Origin of the sequence: Streptomyces sp. MI02-7b (assembly GCF_033793585.1) — a bacterium.
Classification (GTDB): Bacteria; Actinomycetota; Actinomycetes; order Streptomycetales; family Streptomycetaceae; genus Actinacidiphila.
The window spans coordinates 62,620-78,585 of record NZ_JARAWX010000023.1; the positions used below are offsets into that span (position 1 = coordinate 62,620).

A 15,966-nucleotide genomic window follows, 5' to 3' on the forward strand; every position below is an offset into this window, starting at 1 on the left:
CAGTGGCTCAGTGGCTCATCCACTCAATCCAATCGTCCGACGCCCCGTCAAGACCCGGGCGGCGCACGGTCGTCACCCGCACGGCCGTGCCGGGCCGCTCTCCGGTCGCCGTTCCCCGGACCGCGGCTTACGTTCGCGATGGCGCGCCCTCGTCCTCATCCCACGGCCGAAAGGCACAGAACAGACATGACGCCCACGTGCGCACGTCCGCCCCGGAACCGCAGCAACGTGAGTCGGGCGATCGCGGTGGCGCTGGCCGCCGCGGCCCTTCCCACGGCCCTGGCCTGCGGCGGCCCCACCCGCACCGACCGGCCGAACGCCACCGCCCCCGCCGCGGCCTCCTCCTCCCCCGCCACCGGGCCCGGCGAGGGCACGGCCCCGCCCGGCGGCGCGGCCTTCCCCCAGCTGAGCGGCGACATCACCAAGCGGCTCGACTCGGCGATCCAGGACGTGCTGAAGGAGACGGGCGTGCCCGGCGTGATCGCCGGTGTGTGGGCGAACGGCAAGGGCTCGTACGTGCGCGCCTTCGGCGTCTCCGACAAGCAGTCGAACGCCAAGATGACGTCCGACCTGTACATGCGCATCGGCAGCGTCACCAAGACCTTCACCGTCACCGGGCTGCTCCGGCTGGTCGACCAGGGCAAGGTGAAGCTGGACGACCCGGTCGGGAAGTACGTCGACGGCGTGCCCGACGGCGACAAGATCACCCTGCGTCAGCTGGCCGACATGCGCAGCGGGCTGTTCAACTACTCCGAGGACGCGGGCTTCGACAAGACGCTCAAGGAGGACCCCGAGCGCACGTTCCTCCCCGCCGAACTGCTGGCCTACGCGTTCCAGCACCCCTCGAACTTCCCGCCCGGGCAGCGGTTCCAGTACTCCAACACCAACACGGTGCTGATCGGCATGGTGATCGAGAAGGTCGCCAAGCAGCCGCTCGCCGGCTATCTGCAGCGCAACGTCATCTCGCCCGCCCGGCTCGGGCGCACGTCCTTCCCCAGGAACGCCTCCCTGCCCGACCCGCACGCCCGCGGCTACACGACGGACACGACGGACGGGCAGGAGGCCGACGCCACCGGCTGGAACCCCTCATGGGCCTGGGCCGCCGGCGCGATGGTCTCCGACCTGCGGGACATGCGCACTTGGGCGCACACCCTGGCCACCGGGACGATCCTCTCCCCCGCGAGCCAGAAGGCACGCCTGGACTTCCAGCCCACCGGGCTCCCGGGCACCGGATACGGCCTCGGCATCTTCGACAACCACGGCTGGATCGGCCACAACGGCTCCCTGCCGGGCTACCAGGCCGTGGTGGTCTACCTGCCGGAGGCGGAGGCCACGCTCGTCCTGCTGCTCAACTCGGACACCGCGCACCAGGGCAGCGAGCCCAGCACCCTGTTCGCCCAGGCCGTCACGAAGATCGTGTCGCCCGGCCACGTCTACACGCTCCCGGCGATGGCCAGCACCCCGCCCACCCCCGTCCCCAGCTCATCGCCCGGCACGGCCACGCCTTCCGCTCCTTCCGCTCCTTCCGCCCCCTCCGCCTCCCCGAGCGTCGTCCCGCCCACCTCCGGGCCGACCGTCCCCGTCGTCCCGCCCACCCCGGGCACGACCTGACCGACGGCGTACCGCGGCCTGCGGTCCCGCCACGGGACGGCCTGCTCCAGCTGGGCGGCGACGCCCAGCAGCAGGTCCTCCCGGCCCTGGGCGGCCACCAGTTGCACCCCGATCGGCAGCCCCTCGCGGCTCAGTCCCAGCGGCAGGCTGACCGCCGGGTTGCCGGAGACGTTGAACGCCGCGGTGAACGGGCCGTACGCGAACAGCCGCCGCAGCCAGGACCGCACGGTGTGGCCCGGGTCGTCCTGGGCGAACGTGCCGTGCGGTGCGGGCAGGGCGCCCAGCGTCGGGGTGACCAGCAGGTCGTACGTGGTGAAGAAGCGGCCGACCGCGCGCGTCACCCGGTGCTGGGCGTCGACGGCCGCCATCAGCTCCAGCGCGGTGCACGCCTCGGTCTCGGCGAGCACCGCGCGGGACACCGCCTCCAGCCGCGACCGGTCCAGCCGGGGCGCCGCGCGCAGCACCGCGCCGCCGCTCGCCAGCGCGACCAGGACCGAGGCCTCCACCAGGTCCTCGCCGTCCAGAGCGGGGGATGCCTCGGTCACTGTGTGCCCGATCCACTCCAGGACCCTGCCCGCGTCCACCGTGACGGCGGCGACCCGCGGGTCGACCGGGTCGCCGGTCCAGGCCGCGGTGGTCAGGGCGATCCGCAGCCGTCCCGGGTCCGCGCGCATCGCGTCGGCGTAAGGGCGCGGGACCGGCGGCAGGGTCACCTTGTCCCCGGGCACGGGCGCGCCGACCGCGTCGAGGAGGGCGGCGGCGTCCCGCACCGTCCGGGTCAGGGCGAACTCGGTCTGCTGCCCGAAGGCGGCCTCGCCCGCGAGCGGCCCGGACGGTGTGCGGCCCCGGGTCGGTTTCAGGCCGACCAGGCCGCAGCACGATGCGGGGATGCGGATCGAACCGCCCGCGTCGTTGGCGTGGGCCACCGGCACCGCGCCCGCCGCCACCAGGGCGGCCGCGCCGCCGCTGGAGCCGCCGACGCCGCGTGCCGGGTCCCAGGGGTTGCGGGTCGGCCCGTACCGCAGCGGTTCGGTGGCGAAGCTCAGCCCGAACTCCGGCGCCGTGCTCTGGCCGAGCGCCACCAGACCGGCGTCCCGGAACCGGCCCATCAGGTCGTGGTCGGCCTCCGCGACGGCGCCCCGGACGGCGCGGCTGCCCAGGGTGAAGGGCACACCCCTGACGAACGGGCCGCCGTCCTTGACCACGAACGGCACGCCCGCGAGCGGCCCGTCGCCGGCATGGGCGGGTGCAGGGTCGAACAACGGCAGCGTGAGGGCGTTGAGTTCGGCCCCCGCCTCGGCCAGGGCGCGCCGCGCGGCGGCCTCGACCCCGGCCGCGGACACCTCCCCCGCGCGGATCAACTCCCGCAGCCCTACGGCGTCCTGTTCCGCGTACTCGTACGGCTCCAACACCCCTGCCCTCCGGCTCGTGCCCGGCGGTCAGACTGGCACGCCGCGGACCCGCCCGACCACGGGGTTTCCGCGGGTCGCGGGGTACGACCCTCCGGCGCGAGCGCGGCGGGGACGTGAGGGCGCAGGCCCGCGGTGCGGTGGCCCACGAGGTACAGGGGCGGCGTGCGTCCGGGCCGCGGGGCGGGACGGTCGGCCGTTCGCCGGCGCGGGAGCGCGGCGACGACGGGCGGCAGCCGGGGCTTCCCCCGGGGGCCGGGGACGTGACGGCCCCGGGTCCGCGACGCCACCGTCCGCGACGGGCGGGGGCCGGGGTTGCCTGGGATGGGGGTGGCCCTGGCGGCGATGTGGACGGTGACGTGGCCGGTCGGCGTCGCATGGCGAAGGCCGTCGACACGTGTCCGGGCCGGCGGCCCGGGCGTCGGGGAGGTGATGGCTCCGGCCCCGGGTGCGGTCGCTCACGACGGCCGGGGGCCGCGCGCGTTGGGCCCGTTCATGGGCCGAGGCGGCGGCGCGGCGGTCAGACGACCTTCCAGCGGACCAGCGCGCCGAGGGTGAGCGCGCCGGGGATGAGCGGAATCCAGACGGTGACGATGCGGAAGCCGAGCACGACCGAGGTGGCGGCCGCGACGGAGGCGCCGGAGGCGACGAGGGCGAAGACGAGCGCGGCGTCGACGGAGCCGAGGCCGCCCGGGGTGGGGAGGGCGGCGGCCGCGATGCTCGCGGCGACGTACGCGACGGCGACGTGGCCGATCGGCACCGGCATGGCGAGGGCCATCGACACCGCGACCAGGCCGGCCGCCTGCAGGGCCGGGAAGGCGAGCGCACCGGCCCACAGGGCCAGCGCCCGCGACGGCCGGGCGTGCAGCGTGCGGGCGTCGGTGAGCGCGGTGGCCAGGAAGCTCCGGACGGCGGTGCGCACCTTCCGCACGGCCAGCAGGGCGATCACCGCCGCCGCGCAGACGCCGGCGACCACGGCGGCGGTGGTGCCGACCGGGAAGGAGAGGCCGTTCGGCAGCAGGCCGTGCAGCCGCAGCGCGTGCGGGAAGACGGCTATCAGCAGCACCAGCAGCGCCCCGCGCCCCACGCACTCGGCGAGGAAGTACAGGGCGATGGCCGCCGCCGAACGGGCCGGGGGCAGGCCGCAGGCCCGCATGAAGCGGAGGTTGACCGCGCTCGCACCGATGCCGGCGGGCAGCAGGTGGTTGGCGGCGCCCGCGGCGAACTGCGTGGCCAGCAGGCGTCCGGCGGGCAGCCGTTCCAGGACGACGCCCTGCCGCATCAGGGACACCGCGACCCAGCCCAGTCCGGTGGCGGCCATCGCGGCCACCAGCCAGGCGCGGTCGGCGTCGAGCAGCTGCCGGCCGCCGGAGGCGATGAGCGGCCAGTGCAGGACGACCCAGTAACCCACCAGCACGATGGGGGCCGTGCAGGCGATCTGGCGGACGGGTATGCGCCGCAGTGCGGCTCGGATGTGCTGGATGGATATGGCCATGATCTTTAGCCCCCGCGCCTCACGCGCCTGTCCGCAGGTACTGTCGTCCCTTCTTGCCCTGCCGACACGACTTTCCGGTGTCCTCCCGCTGACGTGCGGCCGCTGTGCGGATGGCGGGAAGACGCCGCTCAGCCGCGGAAGGCGCGCCGGTAGGCCTGCGGGCTGGTGCCGACGACGCGCTTGAAGCGCTCACGGAAGGCGGTGGGGGAGCCGAACCCGGCCTGTACGGCGATGCGGTCCACCGAGTGGGACGTGGACTCCAGCAGGTACTGGGCCCGGCGGACCCGGGCGCGGTGCAGCCACTGCAGCGGGGTGGTGCCGGTCTGCTCGCGGAAACGGCGGTTGAGGGTGCGCGCGCTGGTGCCGGCGTGCGCGGCGATGTCCTCCAGGGAGAGCTCGCGGTCGCAGTGCTCCTCCATCCAGCACAGCAGCGGCTCCATCGTGGCCCCGGCGGGTGCCGGCGGCTGCTCGTGGACGATGAACTGGGCCTGGCCGCCCTCCCGTTCCAGCGGCATGACCGAGAGCCGGGCGGTGTCGGCGGCGACGGCGGAGCCGTGGTCCTTGCGGATCATGTGCAGGCACAGGTCGAGCGCGGCGGCGGCACCCGCCGAGGTGAGGAACTGCCCGTTGTCGACGTAGAGGACATCGGGGTCGACGGTCACCTCCGGGTGCAGGGCCGCCAGTTGGGCGGCCGCCAGCCAGTGGGTCGTCGCCCGCAGGCCGTCCAGCAGCCCGGTGGCGGCCAGGACGAAGGCGCCGACGCACACCGACGCGATGCGGGTGCCGTTCGCCGCGGCCTCCCGCAGCGCCCGCAGCACCTCCTCAGGGACCGGCCGCGAGGGGTCCGCGGTGCCGGGCACGATGATCGTGTCGGCGTCGGCCAGGCCCTCCAGTCCGTACGGGGCGCGCAGTGTGAACGGACCGGCGCCGACCTCGGGGTCGGGGGCGCAGATCCGCAGCCGGTAGGCGGGGCGGCCGTCGGGCAGCCGGGTGCGGGAGAAGACCTCGATCGGGGCCGCCAGGTCGAAGGCGATGACCTGGTCGAGCGCGAGGACGGCGACCGTGTGCATGGCGAGAGTGTAGAGGTGCGACGAGTTCTGGCCAAGGCGTGTATCAGGGATACAGCCGAGTTCCCCAGCTGGATACCGTTGGCGAGAATCCGTTGGGATGTGGCAACAGCGCCACTTCTGCCGCGCTTCCCACCGCTCTAGCGTCGGAGGCGTCCGATCGATGTCCACCGCTGTGGAGGGGTGCCGATGCACGCCCAGTTCGTCCTGTTCGACGGCTTCGACCCACTCGATGTCCTCGCGCCCTACGAGACGCTGGGGGTAGGCGGTGCCGAGGTCTCGCTCGTCTGCGCCGAGGGCCCGCGCGAGGTGCCCAGCGGGGTCCGCGGGGTGTCCCTGCGGGCGGGCGCGGTGCTCGACCCGGACCGCGCGGACCTGGTCGTCGTGCCCGGCGCGGCGGGCCGGGTCCCGGCCGGGGACGAGGAGGAGGACGGCGCGGACGACACCGTCGCGGCCCGCCTGGCCCGCACGCTCGGCACCCCGTTGCCGGGCCTGCTCAAGGCGGCCATGGACCGGCCCGGCACCACCGTCGCCACGGTGTGCGGCGGCTCGCAGGTGCTGGCCGGGGCGGGCCTGATCGGCGGGCGGCACGCCACCACCCACGCCCTCGGCCTGGACGCGCTGTGGAACGCCGGGGTGAAGGTCGTCGACGCCCGCGTGGTCGACGACGGCGACCTGGTCACCGCCGCCGGCGCCACCTCGGGGCTGGACCTCGCCCTGTACCTGCTGGAGCGGGAGTTCGGCCCCCGCGTCGCGCACGCGGTGGAGCGGTTGCTCGCCCATGAGCGCCGCGGCGTGGTCTGGCGCGCCGCGGGCGCCGTTCCGGCCGGGGTGTGAGGACGCCGCCCGTGACCAAGTTCCTTCTCGCGGTCCACGTTCTGGCCGCGATCGTCGCCGTCGGCCCGGTCACCGTGGCCGCGAGCATGTTCCCCCGCATGGTCCGCCGGGCACCGCGGTCGGCACCGCTGTTGCACCGCATCTGCCGGGTGTACGCGGGTCTCGGTGTGGCCGTCCCGGTGTTCGGGCTCGCCACGGCCGGCAGCATGGGCGTCCTCGGGGACGCCTGGCTCGTCACCTCCATCTCCCTGACGGCCGCGGCCGCCGGGGTGCTCGGCCTGCTCGTCCTGCCGCGACAGGAGGCGGTGCTCGCCGCGCTCGACCAGGGGAGAGACCCGGGCGGGACCGTCGGGCGCCTCGCCATGCTCACCGGTGTCTTCAACCTGCTCTGGGCGACGGTCACCGTACTGATGATCGTCCGCCCCGGTTCGACGACGGGAGCGTGACCGCGGTGCGCCCGCTGCGGATCGCCTCCGCCGTCGAACTGCTCTCGCTGGCGGTGCTGCTCGCCAACCTCGCCACCGTCCATCTGCCGCCGGTCTCCTCCCTCATGGGTCCGGTCCACGGCTGCGCCTGGCTCTGGGTCGTCATCGCCGTCCACCGGGCGGACGGTTCGGCCACCGGAGCCCGCATCCGCGCCCTGGTCCCGGGCGTCGGCGGTCTGCTGGCGCTGCGCAGGCTGCCCGCGCCGTGACCGCAACACCCCCGCCCGGAACGGGTGGTGGCGCCCCGTCGCGGCCGCGGCCAGGCTTCCGTCATGGAACCGACGCTCGGCCGGGCCGCCGCCCGCCTCTTCCCCGGCACGCCCGGCCACCACGGGGTGCTGCCGCCGCTGCTGGTCGTCCTGACCTTCGTCACGGGCGTGGTGGACGCCGTCAGCTACCTCGGCCTCGGCCGGGTCTTCGTGGCCAACATGACCGGCAACGTGGTCTTCCTGGGATTCGCGCTGGCCGGTGACCACGCGCTGTCCGCGGTGGCGTCGGTGGCCGCGGGGGCGGCGTTCTTCGCCGGGGCGGCGGCCGGCGGGCGGCTGGTGCTGCGGGTCGCGCACCCCGTACGGCTGTTCACGCTGCTGGTGGCCGCGCACGCGGTGCTGGTGGCGGCCGCGATCGGCGCCTGCGCCGCGGGCACCTCCCGGTACGTGCCGATCGCGCTGCTCGCGTTGGGGATGGGCCTGCAGAACGCCGTGGTCCGCAAGCTCGCCGTGCCCGATCTGACGACCACCGTGCTCACCCTCACGGTGACGGGGCTCGCCGCGGACCGCCCGGGACCGGCCACGCCGCGCCGGGTGCTGTCGGTGGCGGCGATGTTCGCGGGGGCCCTCACCGGCGGCCTGCTGCAGATCCGCTGCGGCAACGCCGTCGCGCTCGCCCCGGCGCTGCTGCTGCTCGCCGCCGTCGCCCTCGCGGCCGTGCCCGGCTCGCGGGAGTGAACGGGGCGTCAGGAGCGAGGCGAGGAGGCACCGGACGCCGGGCCGGGGGAAACCCGGCGCCCGGAGTTCTTTCCCCACACACCCGCGGCCGTTCCGCCGCGACCGTCGGCTGCCCCGCCTCCGGCGTCCCAAACGGCCGCACGGCCCGTGCGGCACGTTGCGCCGCACGGGCGGAGCCCGCCGCCACGCCGGGCGCAGCGCCCCGGGGGCGCCGGCGCCGGCTGGTAGCTTCGCCACCCTCCGCAGACGGCCCCTCGGGACGGAGAACTGGGTGACTCAGCGCCGCGACGACACCGACAACCGGCCGTGCGACGGCCCGGCCGACGCGCACGACGACGCCGCGGCCCTGGGCAGGCGGGGCTTCGTCGCCTCGGCCGCGCTGGCCGCCGCGGCGCCCGTCGTCCTGGGCGCCCCGTCCCACGCCGCCGCGCCTGCCGCGCCCGCCGCCGCGCCGGTGCGGCGCGGCACGGTCGCCCGGCTGCTGGAGATCCCCGCGCCCGGCCGTGACGTGCGCTGGATCCGGCAGGCCCTGCAGGTGGCGGTGCAACTGGAGCTGTCGACCATCCCGCCGTACCTGTGCGCCTGGTGGTCGGTGAAGGACCGCCGCGGCGCGGTGGCCCGCAGGCTCCGGAGCATCGTCATGGACGAGATGTTCCACATGGGCCTGGCCTGCAACATGCTCACCGCCGTCGGCGGCCGCCCCTGGATCGCGGGCGCGGTGCCGGCGTACCCGGGGCCGCTGCCGGGCGGTGTGCGCAGCGAGCTCACGGTGTACCTGTCCGGGCTCACCAAGGGATACGTCCACGACGTGATGATGGGCATCGAGATGCCCGAGAACCCGCTGCTGCGCTCGCTGGGCGGGCCGCCCACCATCGGCGACTTCTACGACGGGCTGCTGGAGGCCTTCCGCGGCGTCCGGCCCCGGCTCACCGCCCGCGGCCAGATGACCCAGCGGGTCGGCGGCGACGGGCTGCGGCCGATCCGCACGCCGGCCGACGTCGAGTGGGCGATCGAGATCATCAAGGAGCAGGGCGAGGGCACGTCCTCCTCGCCCCAGGCGCACCTGTCCCATGGCGCCCTCGGCCACTACTACGCCTTCGCCGAGATCTACCACGGGCGCGCCCTGCGCCGGGTCGGCGGGCTGTGGGAGTTCACCGGCGACCTCGTCCCGTTCCCCGAGGTCCGCCCCATGGGTGTGGTGCCGGCCGGTGGCTGGGCCCGTCCGGCGCGTGAACCCGGCCGTCTGCTGCAGCACTTCGACGTCCGGTTCAGCGAGATGCTGCGCGGCCTCCAGACCGCCTGGGGCACCGGCGACGCCCACGCGCTGGACACGGCGGTCAAGGTGATGCGGCAACTGGAGGAGCCCGCCGTCCGGCTCATGGAGATGCCCCTCCCCGACGGCAGCGGCCGCACCTACGGTCCCCAGTTCCACGTCGTGCACCCCGCGGGAGGCCGCCTCGCCACCGCCCACGGCGGGCCGCCGGTCCACTGACCGCCGCCCGGGCCGCTGGACGAAGCGGACAATCGGGGCCTCCCGAGGGGGCGTTCATCGCGCGTTCACCAGGTCCGATGCGGTGATGTGACATCGGCCACACAGGTTACGGAGCGTCAGTGCCCGCCGCTCCCGGGTGCCGGGTGCCGGAGCGGAGCCGACCCGGTGGAAGCTGTGGGGGTCCCGGCCTGATAGAGAGCGGGTGGCGACCTTCGGTCTCGTCGGCCGAGCCGTCAATCTCGGCCGTTGTCCGATCGGTTCCGGTTCACCGAGAGCACTTCCCTGCATGAAGGGGCCTTCGTGACCAAAGTGAAGTTTGTGTAACCCACGTGAAGGCGTTGTGTTTGATGCCTTAGATTTTCCGTACCTGAGTCGCTTGCGTCGCTTTTTTGGTCAATCGTGTTTGACCCGGTTCGTGTGGGGGCCTTTTTCATGTCGAGTTTCTTGGACTCGTCCTGGTCATGGCTGGTGGAGGCGGTGGGTGAGACGTCCTGGCGGGACGTGATGCCGCTGGGCCTCGCCGGTGTGTTCGTGTGGGGACTCTGGCTCTACCGGGCGGTGCTGTCCCGGTTCGCGAGACCCGTGGTGAACAACTTCCGTACCACCACCTCCGTCGTGGTGCCCGCCTACCGGGAGGACCCCGACATCCTCCTGGACTGCCTGGACACCTGGCTCGCGCAGAACCCGATGGAGGTGATCATCGTTCCCGACGTGGAGGACCACGAGGTGCTCCGCCGGCTGTCGCAGGTGACCGACCCCCGGGTGCGCGTGATCGCCTTCGAGCACCGCGGCAAGCGGTCCGCGCTCGGCGTGGGCATACGCGCGGCCAGCGGTGAGGTGGTCGTCCTGGTCGACTCCGACACCCGCTGGGAGCCCGGACTGCTGGACGCCGTGCAGATGCCCTTCGTCGACCCCGCGGTCGGCGGCGTCGGCACCCAGCAGAACGTCTATCTCCGCGGGTCCAGTGTCTGGCGCCGCATAGCCGACTGGCTGGTCAACCTCCGCTACTACGACTACGTCCCCGCCATGGGCCGGGCCGGCGCGGTGGCCTGCCTCTCCGGGCGCACCGCGGCCTACCGCCGCGCGGCGATCACGCCCGTACTGACCAACCTGGAGGACGAGTTCTTCCTCGGCCGCCGCTGCATAGCCGGCGACGACGGACGGCTCACCTGGCTGGTTCTGGCTTCCGGCTACAAGACGGTCCACCAGTCCTCGGCCCGCGCGCTGTCGATGTTCCCCTCGTCCTTCCGCGCGTTCGTCAAGCAGCGGGTGCGCTGGAGCCGCAACTCCTACCGCTGCTACCTCACCGCGGTGTACAAGGGCTGGCTGTGGCGCCAGCCGCTGGTCACCAAGATCACGGTGCTGCAGATCCTGCTCACCCCCGTCACCATGGGCATGGCCGTCGGCTACCTGGTCTTCAGCCGCCTCGACCTGAGCGTCCGCGGCATCGTGCTGGCGCTGATCTGGCTGCTCGTCGGCCGCGGGGTGCGCGGCTACTCGCACCTGCGCAAGCACCCCCACGAGGTGCTGCTGCTGCCGCTGCTGGCCCTGGTGGTCATCATGATCTCGCTCCCCATCAAGCTGTACGCCTTCGCCACGATGAACAAGCAGGGCTGGCTCACCCGCAGCAGCGACACCATCGGCGGCGAGGGCCAGGACTCCGCATCGCTCGGCACGACGCAGACCACCGCCACCTCCGGCTTGGGGGCCCTCCAGTCATGAACCGCCCGATACCCGCGCGGCGCGTCCGCCTCGCGCTGCGGGCCGCGGCGGCGCTGCCCCTCACAGCGCTGCTGCTCGCCCCGGCCGTGCCCGCCCTCGCCGACGACTCCGGGGACACGACCTCGCAGTACACCGCCGAGGAGTCCGAGACGCAGACCGCGCTGGTCGCCGGTGAGGACCACCGGCTCGACCAGATCCGCGCGATCGCCGCGGTCGCGTCGCTGAAGGACCTGAAGTACACCAAGCCGTACCGGCTGGAGACGACCGGCGGCTACACCCTCGTACTGACCCGGCGCAGCCAGGTGTACACCGTCGCCGACCTGCTGAAGCTCGCGCCGCAGACGTTCGTGCGCAAGCCGGACGGTTCCTACCTGCTGACCGAGAACATCTATCTGAACTCCGGCGCCAAGCTGCGGCTGTCCAACCCCGGCGGGCTGAACCTGCACCTGGCCAGCAGCCGGCTGGGCTTCGTCTCCATCGTCTCCTTCGGCGGCCGGATCATGTTCGACGGCGCCCCGCAGGCGCACTTCAAGGTCACCGGCTGGGACCCGCAGAAGAACAAGCCCGACACCGACCCCCGGGACGGGCGGGCCTACATCCGCGCCATCGGCGGCCAGTTCTCCATGACCTACGCGGACATCTCCGACCTGGGCTTCTGGAGCGGCCGGACCGGAGGGCTCAGCCTCACCGGAACCGACCGCCCCAACACCGGCAGCCTCGACGGCCCGGACTCCACCGACGAGGAGGACTCCGGGCAGCTCAGCAGCAGCGGCGTGCTGGCCGGACCCGCGGGCAACCTGAGCAACCCGGACAGCCGCTTCACCGTGCCGAAGCTGTCCTACGTGTCGGCGGACATCAGCCACTCCACCGTGACCGGCAACGCCTACGGGCTGTTCGCCTCCGGCGCCACCGGGGTGACCATCGACTCCACCACCATCCGCGACAGCCTGCAGGACGGCCTCGTGCTGCACCGCTACGTCACCAACGCCGTCGTCGAGAAGACGGTGTCCCGGGACAACGGCGGTGACGGCTTCGTCATGGCCCGCGCCACCCAGCAGGTTCGCGTGACCGGCTCCAAGTCGATCGGCAACGGCGGCAACGGCTTCACGATCAGCGGCCAGCCGCTGGCCCACGGCCCGTCCGCCTCCGGCCAGTCCGTCAGCAACTACGGCTCCAACTCGGTGTCCAGCAGCACCGCCAAGGACAACGGCCACTACGGCATCGAGGTGCTCGGCGGCACCGACGTCGGCGTGCAGGACAACACCGTCAACGGCGGGGACATGGGCATCGTGGTCCGCAAGGACGCGGAGAAGGTCGCCGTCACCGGCAACCACCTGATCGGCCAGTCCCGGCAGGGCATCTCCGTACGCGACGGGGTGACCGGCGCCAAGGTCACCGGCAACATCGTGGAGAACGCCGACACGGCCGTGTACGTGCGCGACTCCGTCGCCGAGGTACGCGGCAACACCGTCGAGAACGCGGGCAACCACGGCGTCTCGCTGGTCGGGGACATCGGGGGATCCACGATCTCCTACAACGTGATCGCCGGCGTCGGCCCGAGCGCCGTCGACCGCACCCGCGCCAGCGGCGACGCCACGGTGAAGGAGAACCAGACCTTCGCCTGGTACGACACCAGTTCGTTCTGGGTGAAGTTCAAGCACTACGCGAGCCCGATGACCCTGCTGTGGGCGGCCATCCTGTTGCTCATCGTCGTCTCCGCGGCCCTCGGCCAGCGCGGCCGGCGCACCCGGCAGCTCGGCCGCCACCCCTACCTGGACAAGCGCCCGCTGCCCAAGGACAACGTCCGCGAGATCCAGCTCGCCGGTCAGGACCGGGTCCCGGTGATGGCCGAATGAAGCAGGGAACGCGGGCCATGTGGGTCTCCGGGGCCGCCCTCGTCATTGCCGTCGTCGCGCTGATCGTCGCGGTGGCCTCGGGCGGCGGCGGGGACGCCTCCCGCACCGGCGCCGCGGGCGACACCGTGCGCAGTGCCTCGCCGTCCGCCCCGCAGGCGCCGGCCGAGGAGCCGACCGCGCCCGCCACCGGGCCGCTCGGCGCGCCGTCGCCGTCACAGCCGCCGTCCTCGCCGGAGCCCACCGACACCGCCACCGCCTCCGCCGGCTCGGTCACCTGCCCGGCGCCGACCGTCATGGTCGGCGACGCCAAGTCGCTGGACGACGCCCTGGAGAACGCCATGCCCGGCGACGTCATCGGGCTCGCCGACGGCACCTACAAGGACAAGTTCACCGCCGAGACCGCGGGCACCTCCGACCGCCCGATCTGGGTCTGCGGCGGCCCCGGCGCGGTGATCGACGCCGGTGACGTCGCCGGCGGCTACGCCTTCCACCTCGACGGCGCCAGCTACTGGCGGCTGGTGGGCTTCACCGTGCGCAACGGCCAGAAGGGCGTGATGGCCGACCACGTCGAGCACGCCGTCATCCAGGGCCTGACGGTTGAGCACATCGGCGACGAGGCCATCCACCTGCGGAACTTCAGCAGCGACAACGTCGTCCGCGGCAACACGGTCCGCGACACCGGCCTGCGCAAGCCCAAGTTCGGCGAGGGCGTGTACATCGGCAGCGCCGAGTCCAACTGGTGCACGGTCAGCAAGTGCAAGCCGGACAACAGCGACCGCAACGTGGTCACCGGCAACCGCATCAGCGCCACCACCGCCGAGTCGATCGACATCAAGGAAGGCACCACCGGGGGCACCGTCACCCGCAACACCTTCGACGGTTCCGACCTGTCCGGGGACCACAACGACTCGTGGGTCGACGTCAAGGGCAACAGCTGGACGATCTCCTTCAACACCGGAAGCCACGCGGCCGCGGACGGCTTCCAGACGCACGAGATCCTCAAGGGCTGGGGCCGCGGCAACACCTTCAAGGGCAACGTCGCGCACGTGGACGGCCCGGGCTACGGCTTCAACCTCACACCCGTCAACGGCAACAAGGTGACCTGCGACAACAAGGTCACCGGCGCGGGGAAGGGCCTGACCAACACCGACTGCGCCGACTGACGCACCGCGTCCGGCCCGCCGCCCCGCCACACCCCCGGACCCGCCGTCGTGCGGGGCCCGTCCTGAGGGCGGGCCGCCGCGGCCGCGGACCACGCCCCGGGGCGCCGTGATCCGCGGCGCCCCGCACCACCCCCGACACGCGAAGACACCGAGACACCCTGGAGCGATCATGGCAGCCATCACCCTCGCGGAGGACGTCGCCGGCGCCAGACCCGGCGAAGCCGACGGGACGGCCCCCCGCCTCACCGTCATAGGCACCGGATACCTCGGTGCCACGCACGCCATCTGCATGGCCGTCCTCGGCTTCGACGTGCTGGGCGTGGACGTCGACCCGGTCAAGATCGAGCGGCTCGCCGGGGGCGAGGTGCCCTTCTTCGAGCCCGGTCTGCCCGAACTGCTCGCCAAGGCCCTGGACTCCGGGCGGCTGCGCTTCACGACCAGCTTCGAGGAGGCCGCGGAGTTCGGCGACGTCCACTTCATCTGCGTGGGCACGCCCCAGCAACGGGGTTCCGACGCGGCCGACATGACCTACGTCGACGGTGCGGTGACCGAACTCGCCCGTCACCTGCGCCGGCGTGCCCTGGTCGTCGGCAAGTCCACCGTCCCGGTGGGCACCGCGGCCCGGCTCACCGAGCTGGTGCGGACCACGGCTCCGGCCGGCTCCGAGGTCGAACTCGCCTGGAACCCCGAGTTCCTGCGCGAGGGCTACGCCGTGGACGACACCCTGCGCCCGGACCGGCTGGTCTTCGGCATCGCCTCGCCCTGGGCCGAGGAGCAGCTGCGCGCCGCCTTCGCCCCGGTGATCGCGCGGGACACCCCGGTGGTCGTCACCGACCTCACCACCGCGGAACTGGTCAAGGTCGCGGCCAACTCCTTCCTCGCCACCAAGATCTCGTACATCAACGCCATGGCCGAGGTCTGCGAGGCCACCGGCGGAGACGTCACCGGCCTCGCCGAGGCGCTGGCGTACGACGACCGGATCGGCGGGCGCTTCCTCAAGCCCGGCCTCGGCTTCGGCGGCGGCTGCCTCCCCAAGGACATCCGGGCCTTCGCGCACCGCGCCGAGGAGCTCGGCGTCGGCCAGGCCGTCGCCTTCCTCCGCGAGGTGGACGGCATCAACAAGCGCCGCCGCGCCCGCACCGTCGACCTCGTGCGCGAGATGGCGGGCGGCGATCTCACCGGGGTGCGGGTGACCGCCCTGGGCGCCGCCTTCAAGCCCAACTCCGACGACATCCGCGACGCGCCCGCGCTGGACGTGGCGCGCACCCTGCACGAGCTCGGCGCCCACGTCACCGTCGTCGACCCGGCCGCCACCGAGAACGCGCGGCGCAGCCACCCGGAGCTGTCCTACGGCACCGACGCGCTCTCCGCGGCGACCGGCGCCGACGTCGTCGTCCTGCTCACCGAGTGGACCGAGTTCCGGCAGATCGACCCCGAGGCGATGGGCGCCGTGGTCGCCTCCCGCCGCATCGTGGACGGCCGGCACGCCCTGGACCCGGTCCAGTGGCGCACCGCGGGCTGGGAGTACCGCGCCCTCGGCCGCCCCTGAGCCACGACCCGGCGGGCCCCACGAGCGGGGGCCCGCCGGGGCATCACCCTCCCGCCGGGCGGGCGCCGGGCCCGGTGGGTGGTCCGCCGGTGCCGGGGACCGCGCTGCCCCGGACGCGGCTGCCGCGGCGGTCGCCGGACCCGGCCGCGCGGGCTCGGGACGGGGCCCTGGCCGGTGGCCCTGCCCTTCCGCCGCTCTGCCGTGTGGACGTCCGCGGTGTCGAACCGCCGCGCCCGTCCGACCGGGCGGACCCGAGCGGTGGATCCCGCGGCGATGCGGTCGACGGGGAGCTCGATGTGGCCTGAGCCGTCCGGCGCGGAGGCGAGCGGGTGT

At 73.7% G+C, this 15,966-nt stretch carries 12 protein-coding genes and 1 pseudogene; 10 read left to right on the forward strand and 3 right to left on the reverse strand.

What is annotated here, in order from left to right; genetic code table 11:
• Positions 1–186: 186 nt before the first annotated feature.
• Positions 187–1,611: a serine hydrolase domain-containing protein gene (locus PV364_RS31200; protein ID WP_415924624.1), complete on the forward strand. Its 1,425-nt coding sequence runs from the start codon at positions 187–189 to the stop codon at positions 1,609–1,611.
• A gap of 77 nt (positions 1,612–1,688) precedes the next feature.
• On the opposite strand, the pseudogene PV364_RS31205 reads toward PV364_RS31200, so the two are convergent.
• The 3 genes and pseudogenes from PV364_RS31205 to PV364_RS31215 all read right to left on the reverse strand — a co-directional run.
• Positions 1,689–3,023, reverse strand: a pseudogene (locus PV364_RS31205) (amidase); the annotation flags it as partial.
• Between the two features lie 517 nt (positions 3,024–3,540).
• Positions 3,541–4,515 (reverse strand): lysylphosphatidylglycerol synthase transmembrane domain-containing protein, encoded by a 975-nt coding sequence (locus PV364_RS31210; protein ID WP_319663830.1) that lies wholly within the window; start codon positions 4,513–4,515, stop codon positions 3,541–3,543.
• A 128-nt stretch (positions 4,516–4,643) separates the two neighbouring features.
• On the reverse strand, positions 4,644–5,585 hold the full coding sequence (locus PV364_RS31215) for a GlxA family transcriptional regulator (protein WP_319663832.1): 942 nt from the start codon (positions 5,583–5,585) through the stop codon (positions 4,644–4,646).
• 186 nt (positions 5,586–5,771) lie between these two features.
• Between PV364_RS31215 and PV364_RS31220 the strand changes: the two genes are divergently transcribed.
• The 9 genes from PV364_RS31220 (at position 5,772) to PV364_RS31260 (ending at position 15,633) form a co-directional block, all read left to right on the forward strand.
• Positions 5,772–6,419 (forward strand): DJ-1/PfpI family protein, encoded by a 648-nt coding sequence (locus PV364_RS31220; RefSeq protein ID WP_319663833.1) that lies wholly within the window; start codon positions 5,772–5,774, stop codon positions 6,417–6,419.
• A gap of 11 nt (positions 6,420–6,430) precedes the next feature.
• Complete coding sequence (locus PV364_RS31225) at positions 6,431–6,865, forward strand: hypothetical protein (protein ID WP_319663835.1); 435 nt, start codon at positions 6,431–6,433, stop codon at positions 6,863–6,865.
• Positions 6,862–7,113 carry a DUF3817 domain-containing protein gene (locus PV364_RS31230; protein ID WP_319663836.1) on the forward strand — a complete coding sequence of 84 codons (252 nt, stop codon included), beginning with the start codon at positions 6,862–6,864 and terminating at the stop codon, positions 7,111–7,113. Before PV364_RS31225 ends, PV364_RS31230 begins: the two co-directional genes overlap by 4 nt.
• Before the next feature lie 63 nt (positions 7,114–7,176).
• The gene (locus tag PV364_RS31235) at positions 7,177–7,851 is read left to right on the forward strand and encodes a YoaK family protein (RefSeq protein WP_319663837.1); all 675 of its coding nucleotides are present in this window, start codon (positions 7,177–7,179) and stop codon (positions 7,849–7,851) included.
• A 271-nt stretch (positions 7,852–8,122) separates the two neighbouring features.
• Entirely contained in the window at positions 8,123–9,343 is a 1,221-nt protein-coding gene (locus PV364_RS31240) for a ferritin-like protein (protein ID WP_319663838.1), read from the forward strand.
• A gap of 432 nt (positions 9,344–9,775) precedes the next feature.
• Entirely contained in the window at positions 9,776–11,065 is a 1,290-nt protein-coding gene (locus PV364_RS31245; protein ID WP_319663839.1) for a glycosyltransferase family 2 protein, read from the forward strand.
• On the forward strand, positions 11,062–12,921 hold the full coding sequence (locus tag PV364_RS31250; RefSeq protein ID WP_319663840.1) for a right-handed parallel beta-helix repeat-containing protein: 1,860 nt from the start codon (positions 11,062–11,064) through the stop codon (positions 12,919–12,921). The genes PV364_RS31245 and PV364_RS31250 overlap by 4 nt, the downstream gene beginning before the upstream one ends.
• A complete protein-coding gene (locus PV364_RS31255; protein WP_319663841.1) occupies positions 12,918–14,084 on the forward strand; it encodes a nitrous oxide reductase family maturation protein NosD in 1,167 nt (388 codons plus the stop codon). The genes PV364_RS31250 and PV364_RS31255 overlap by 4 nt, the downstream gene beginning before the upstream one ends.
• A 169-nt stretch (positions 14,085–14,253) precedes the next feature.
• A complete protein-coding gene (locus tag PV364_RS31260) occupies positions 14,254–15,633 on the forward strand; it encodes a UDP-glucose/GDP-mannose dehydrogenase family protein (RefSeq protein ID WP_319663842.1) in 1,380 nt (459 codons plus the stop codon).
• Positions 15,634–15,966: the final 333 nt, after the last annotated feature.

Bases quoted from the DNA above. Each gene is read 5' to 3' on its own strand.
- PV364_RS31200 (WP_415924624.1), top strand. From the start codon at position 187: ATGACGCCCACGTGCGCACGTCCGCCCCGGAACCGCAGCAACGTGAGT.
- PV364_RS31210 (WP_319663830.1), bottom strand. From the start codon at position 4,515: ATGGCCATATCCATCCAGCACATCCGAGCCGCACTGCGGCGCATACCC.
- PV364_RS31215 (WP_319663832.1), bottom strand. From the start codon at position 5,585: ATGCACACGGTCGCCGTCCTCGCGCTCGACCAGGTCATCGCCTTCGAC.
- PV364_RS31220 (WP_319663833.1), top strand. From the start codon at position 5,772: ATGCACGCCCAGTTCGTCCTGTTCGACGGCTTCGACCCACTCGATGTC.
- PV364_RS31235 (WP_319663837.1), top strand. From the start codon at position 7,177: ATGGAACCGACGCTCGGCCGGGCCGCCGCCCGCCTCTTCCCCGGCACG.
- PV364_RS31245 (WP_319663839.1), top strand. From the start codon at position 9,776: ATGTCGAGTTTCTTGGACTCGTCCTGGTCATGGCTGGTGGAGGCGGTG.
- PV364_RS31250 (WP_319663840.1), top strand. From the start codon at position 11,062: ATGAACCGCCCGATACCCGCGCGGCGCGTCCGCCTCGCGCTGCGGGCC.
- PV364_RS31255 (WP_319663841.1), top strand. From the start codon at position 12,918: ATGAAGCAGGGAACGCGGGCCATGTGGGTCTCCGGGGCCGCCCTCGTC.
- PV364_RS31260 (WP_319663842.1), top strand. From the start codon at position 14,254: ATGGCAGCCATCACCCTCGCGGAGGACGTCGCCGGCGCCAGACCCGGC.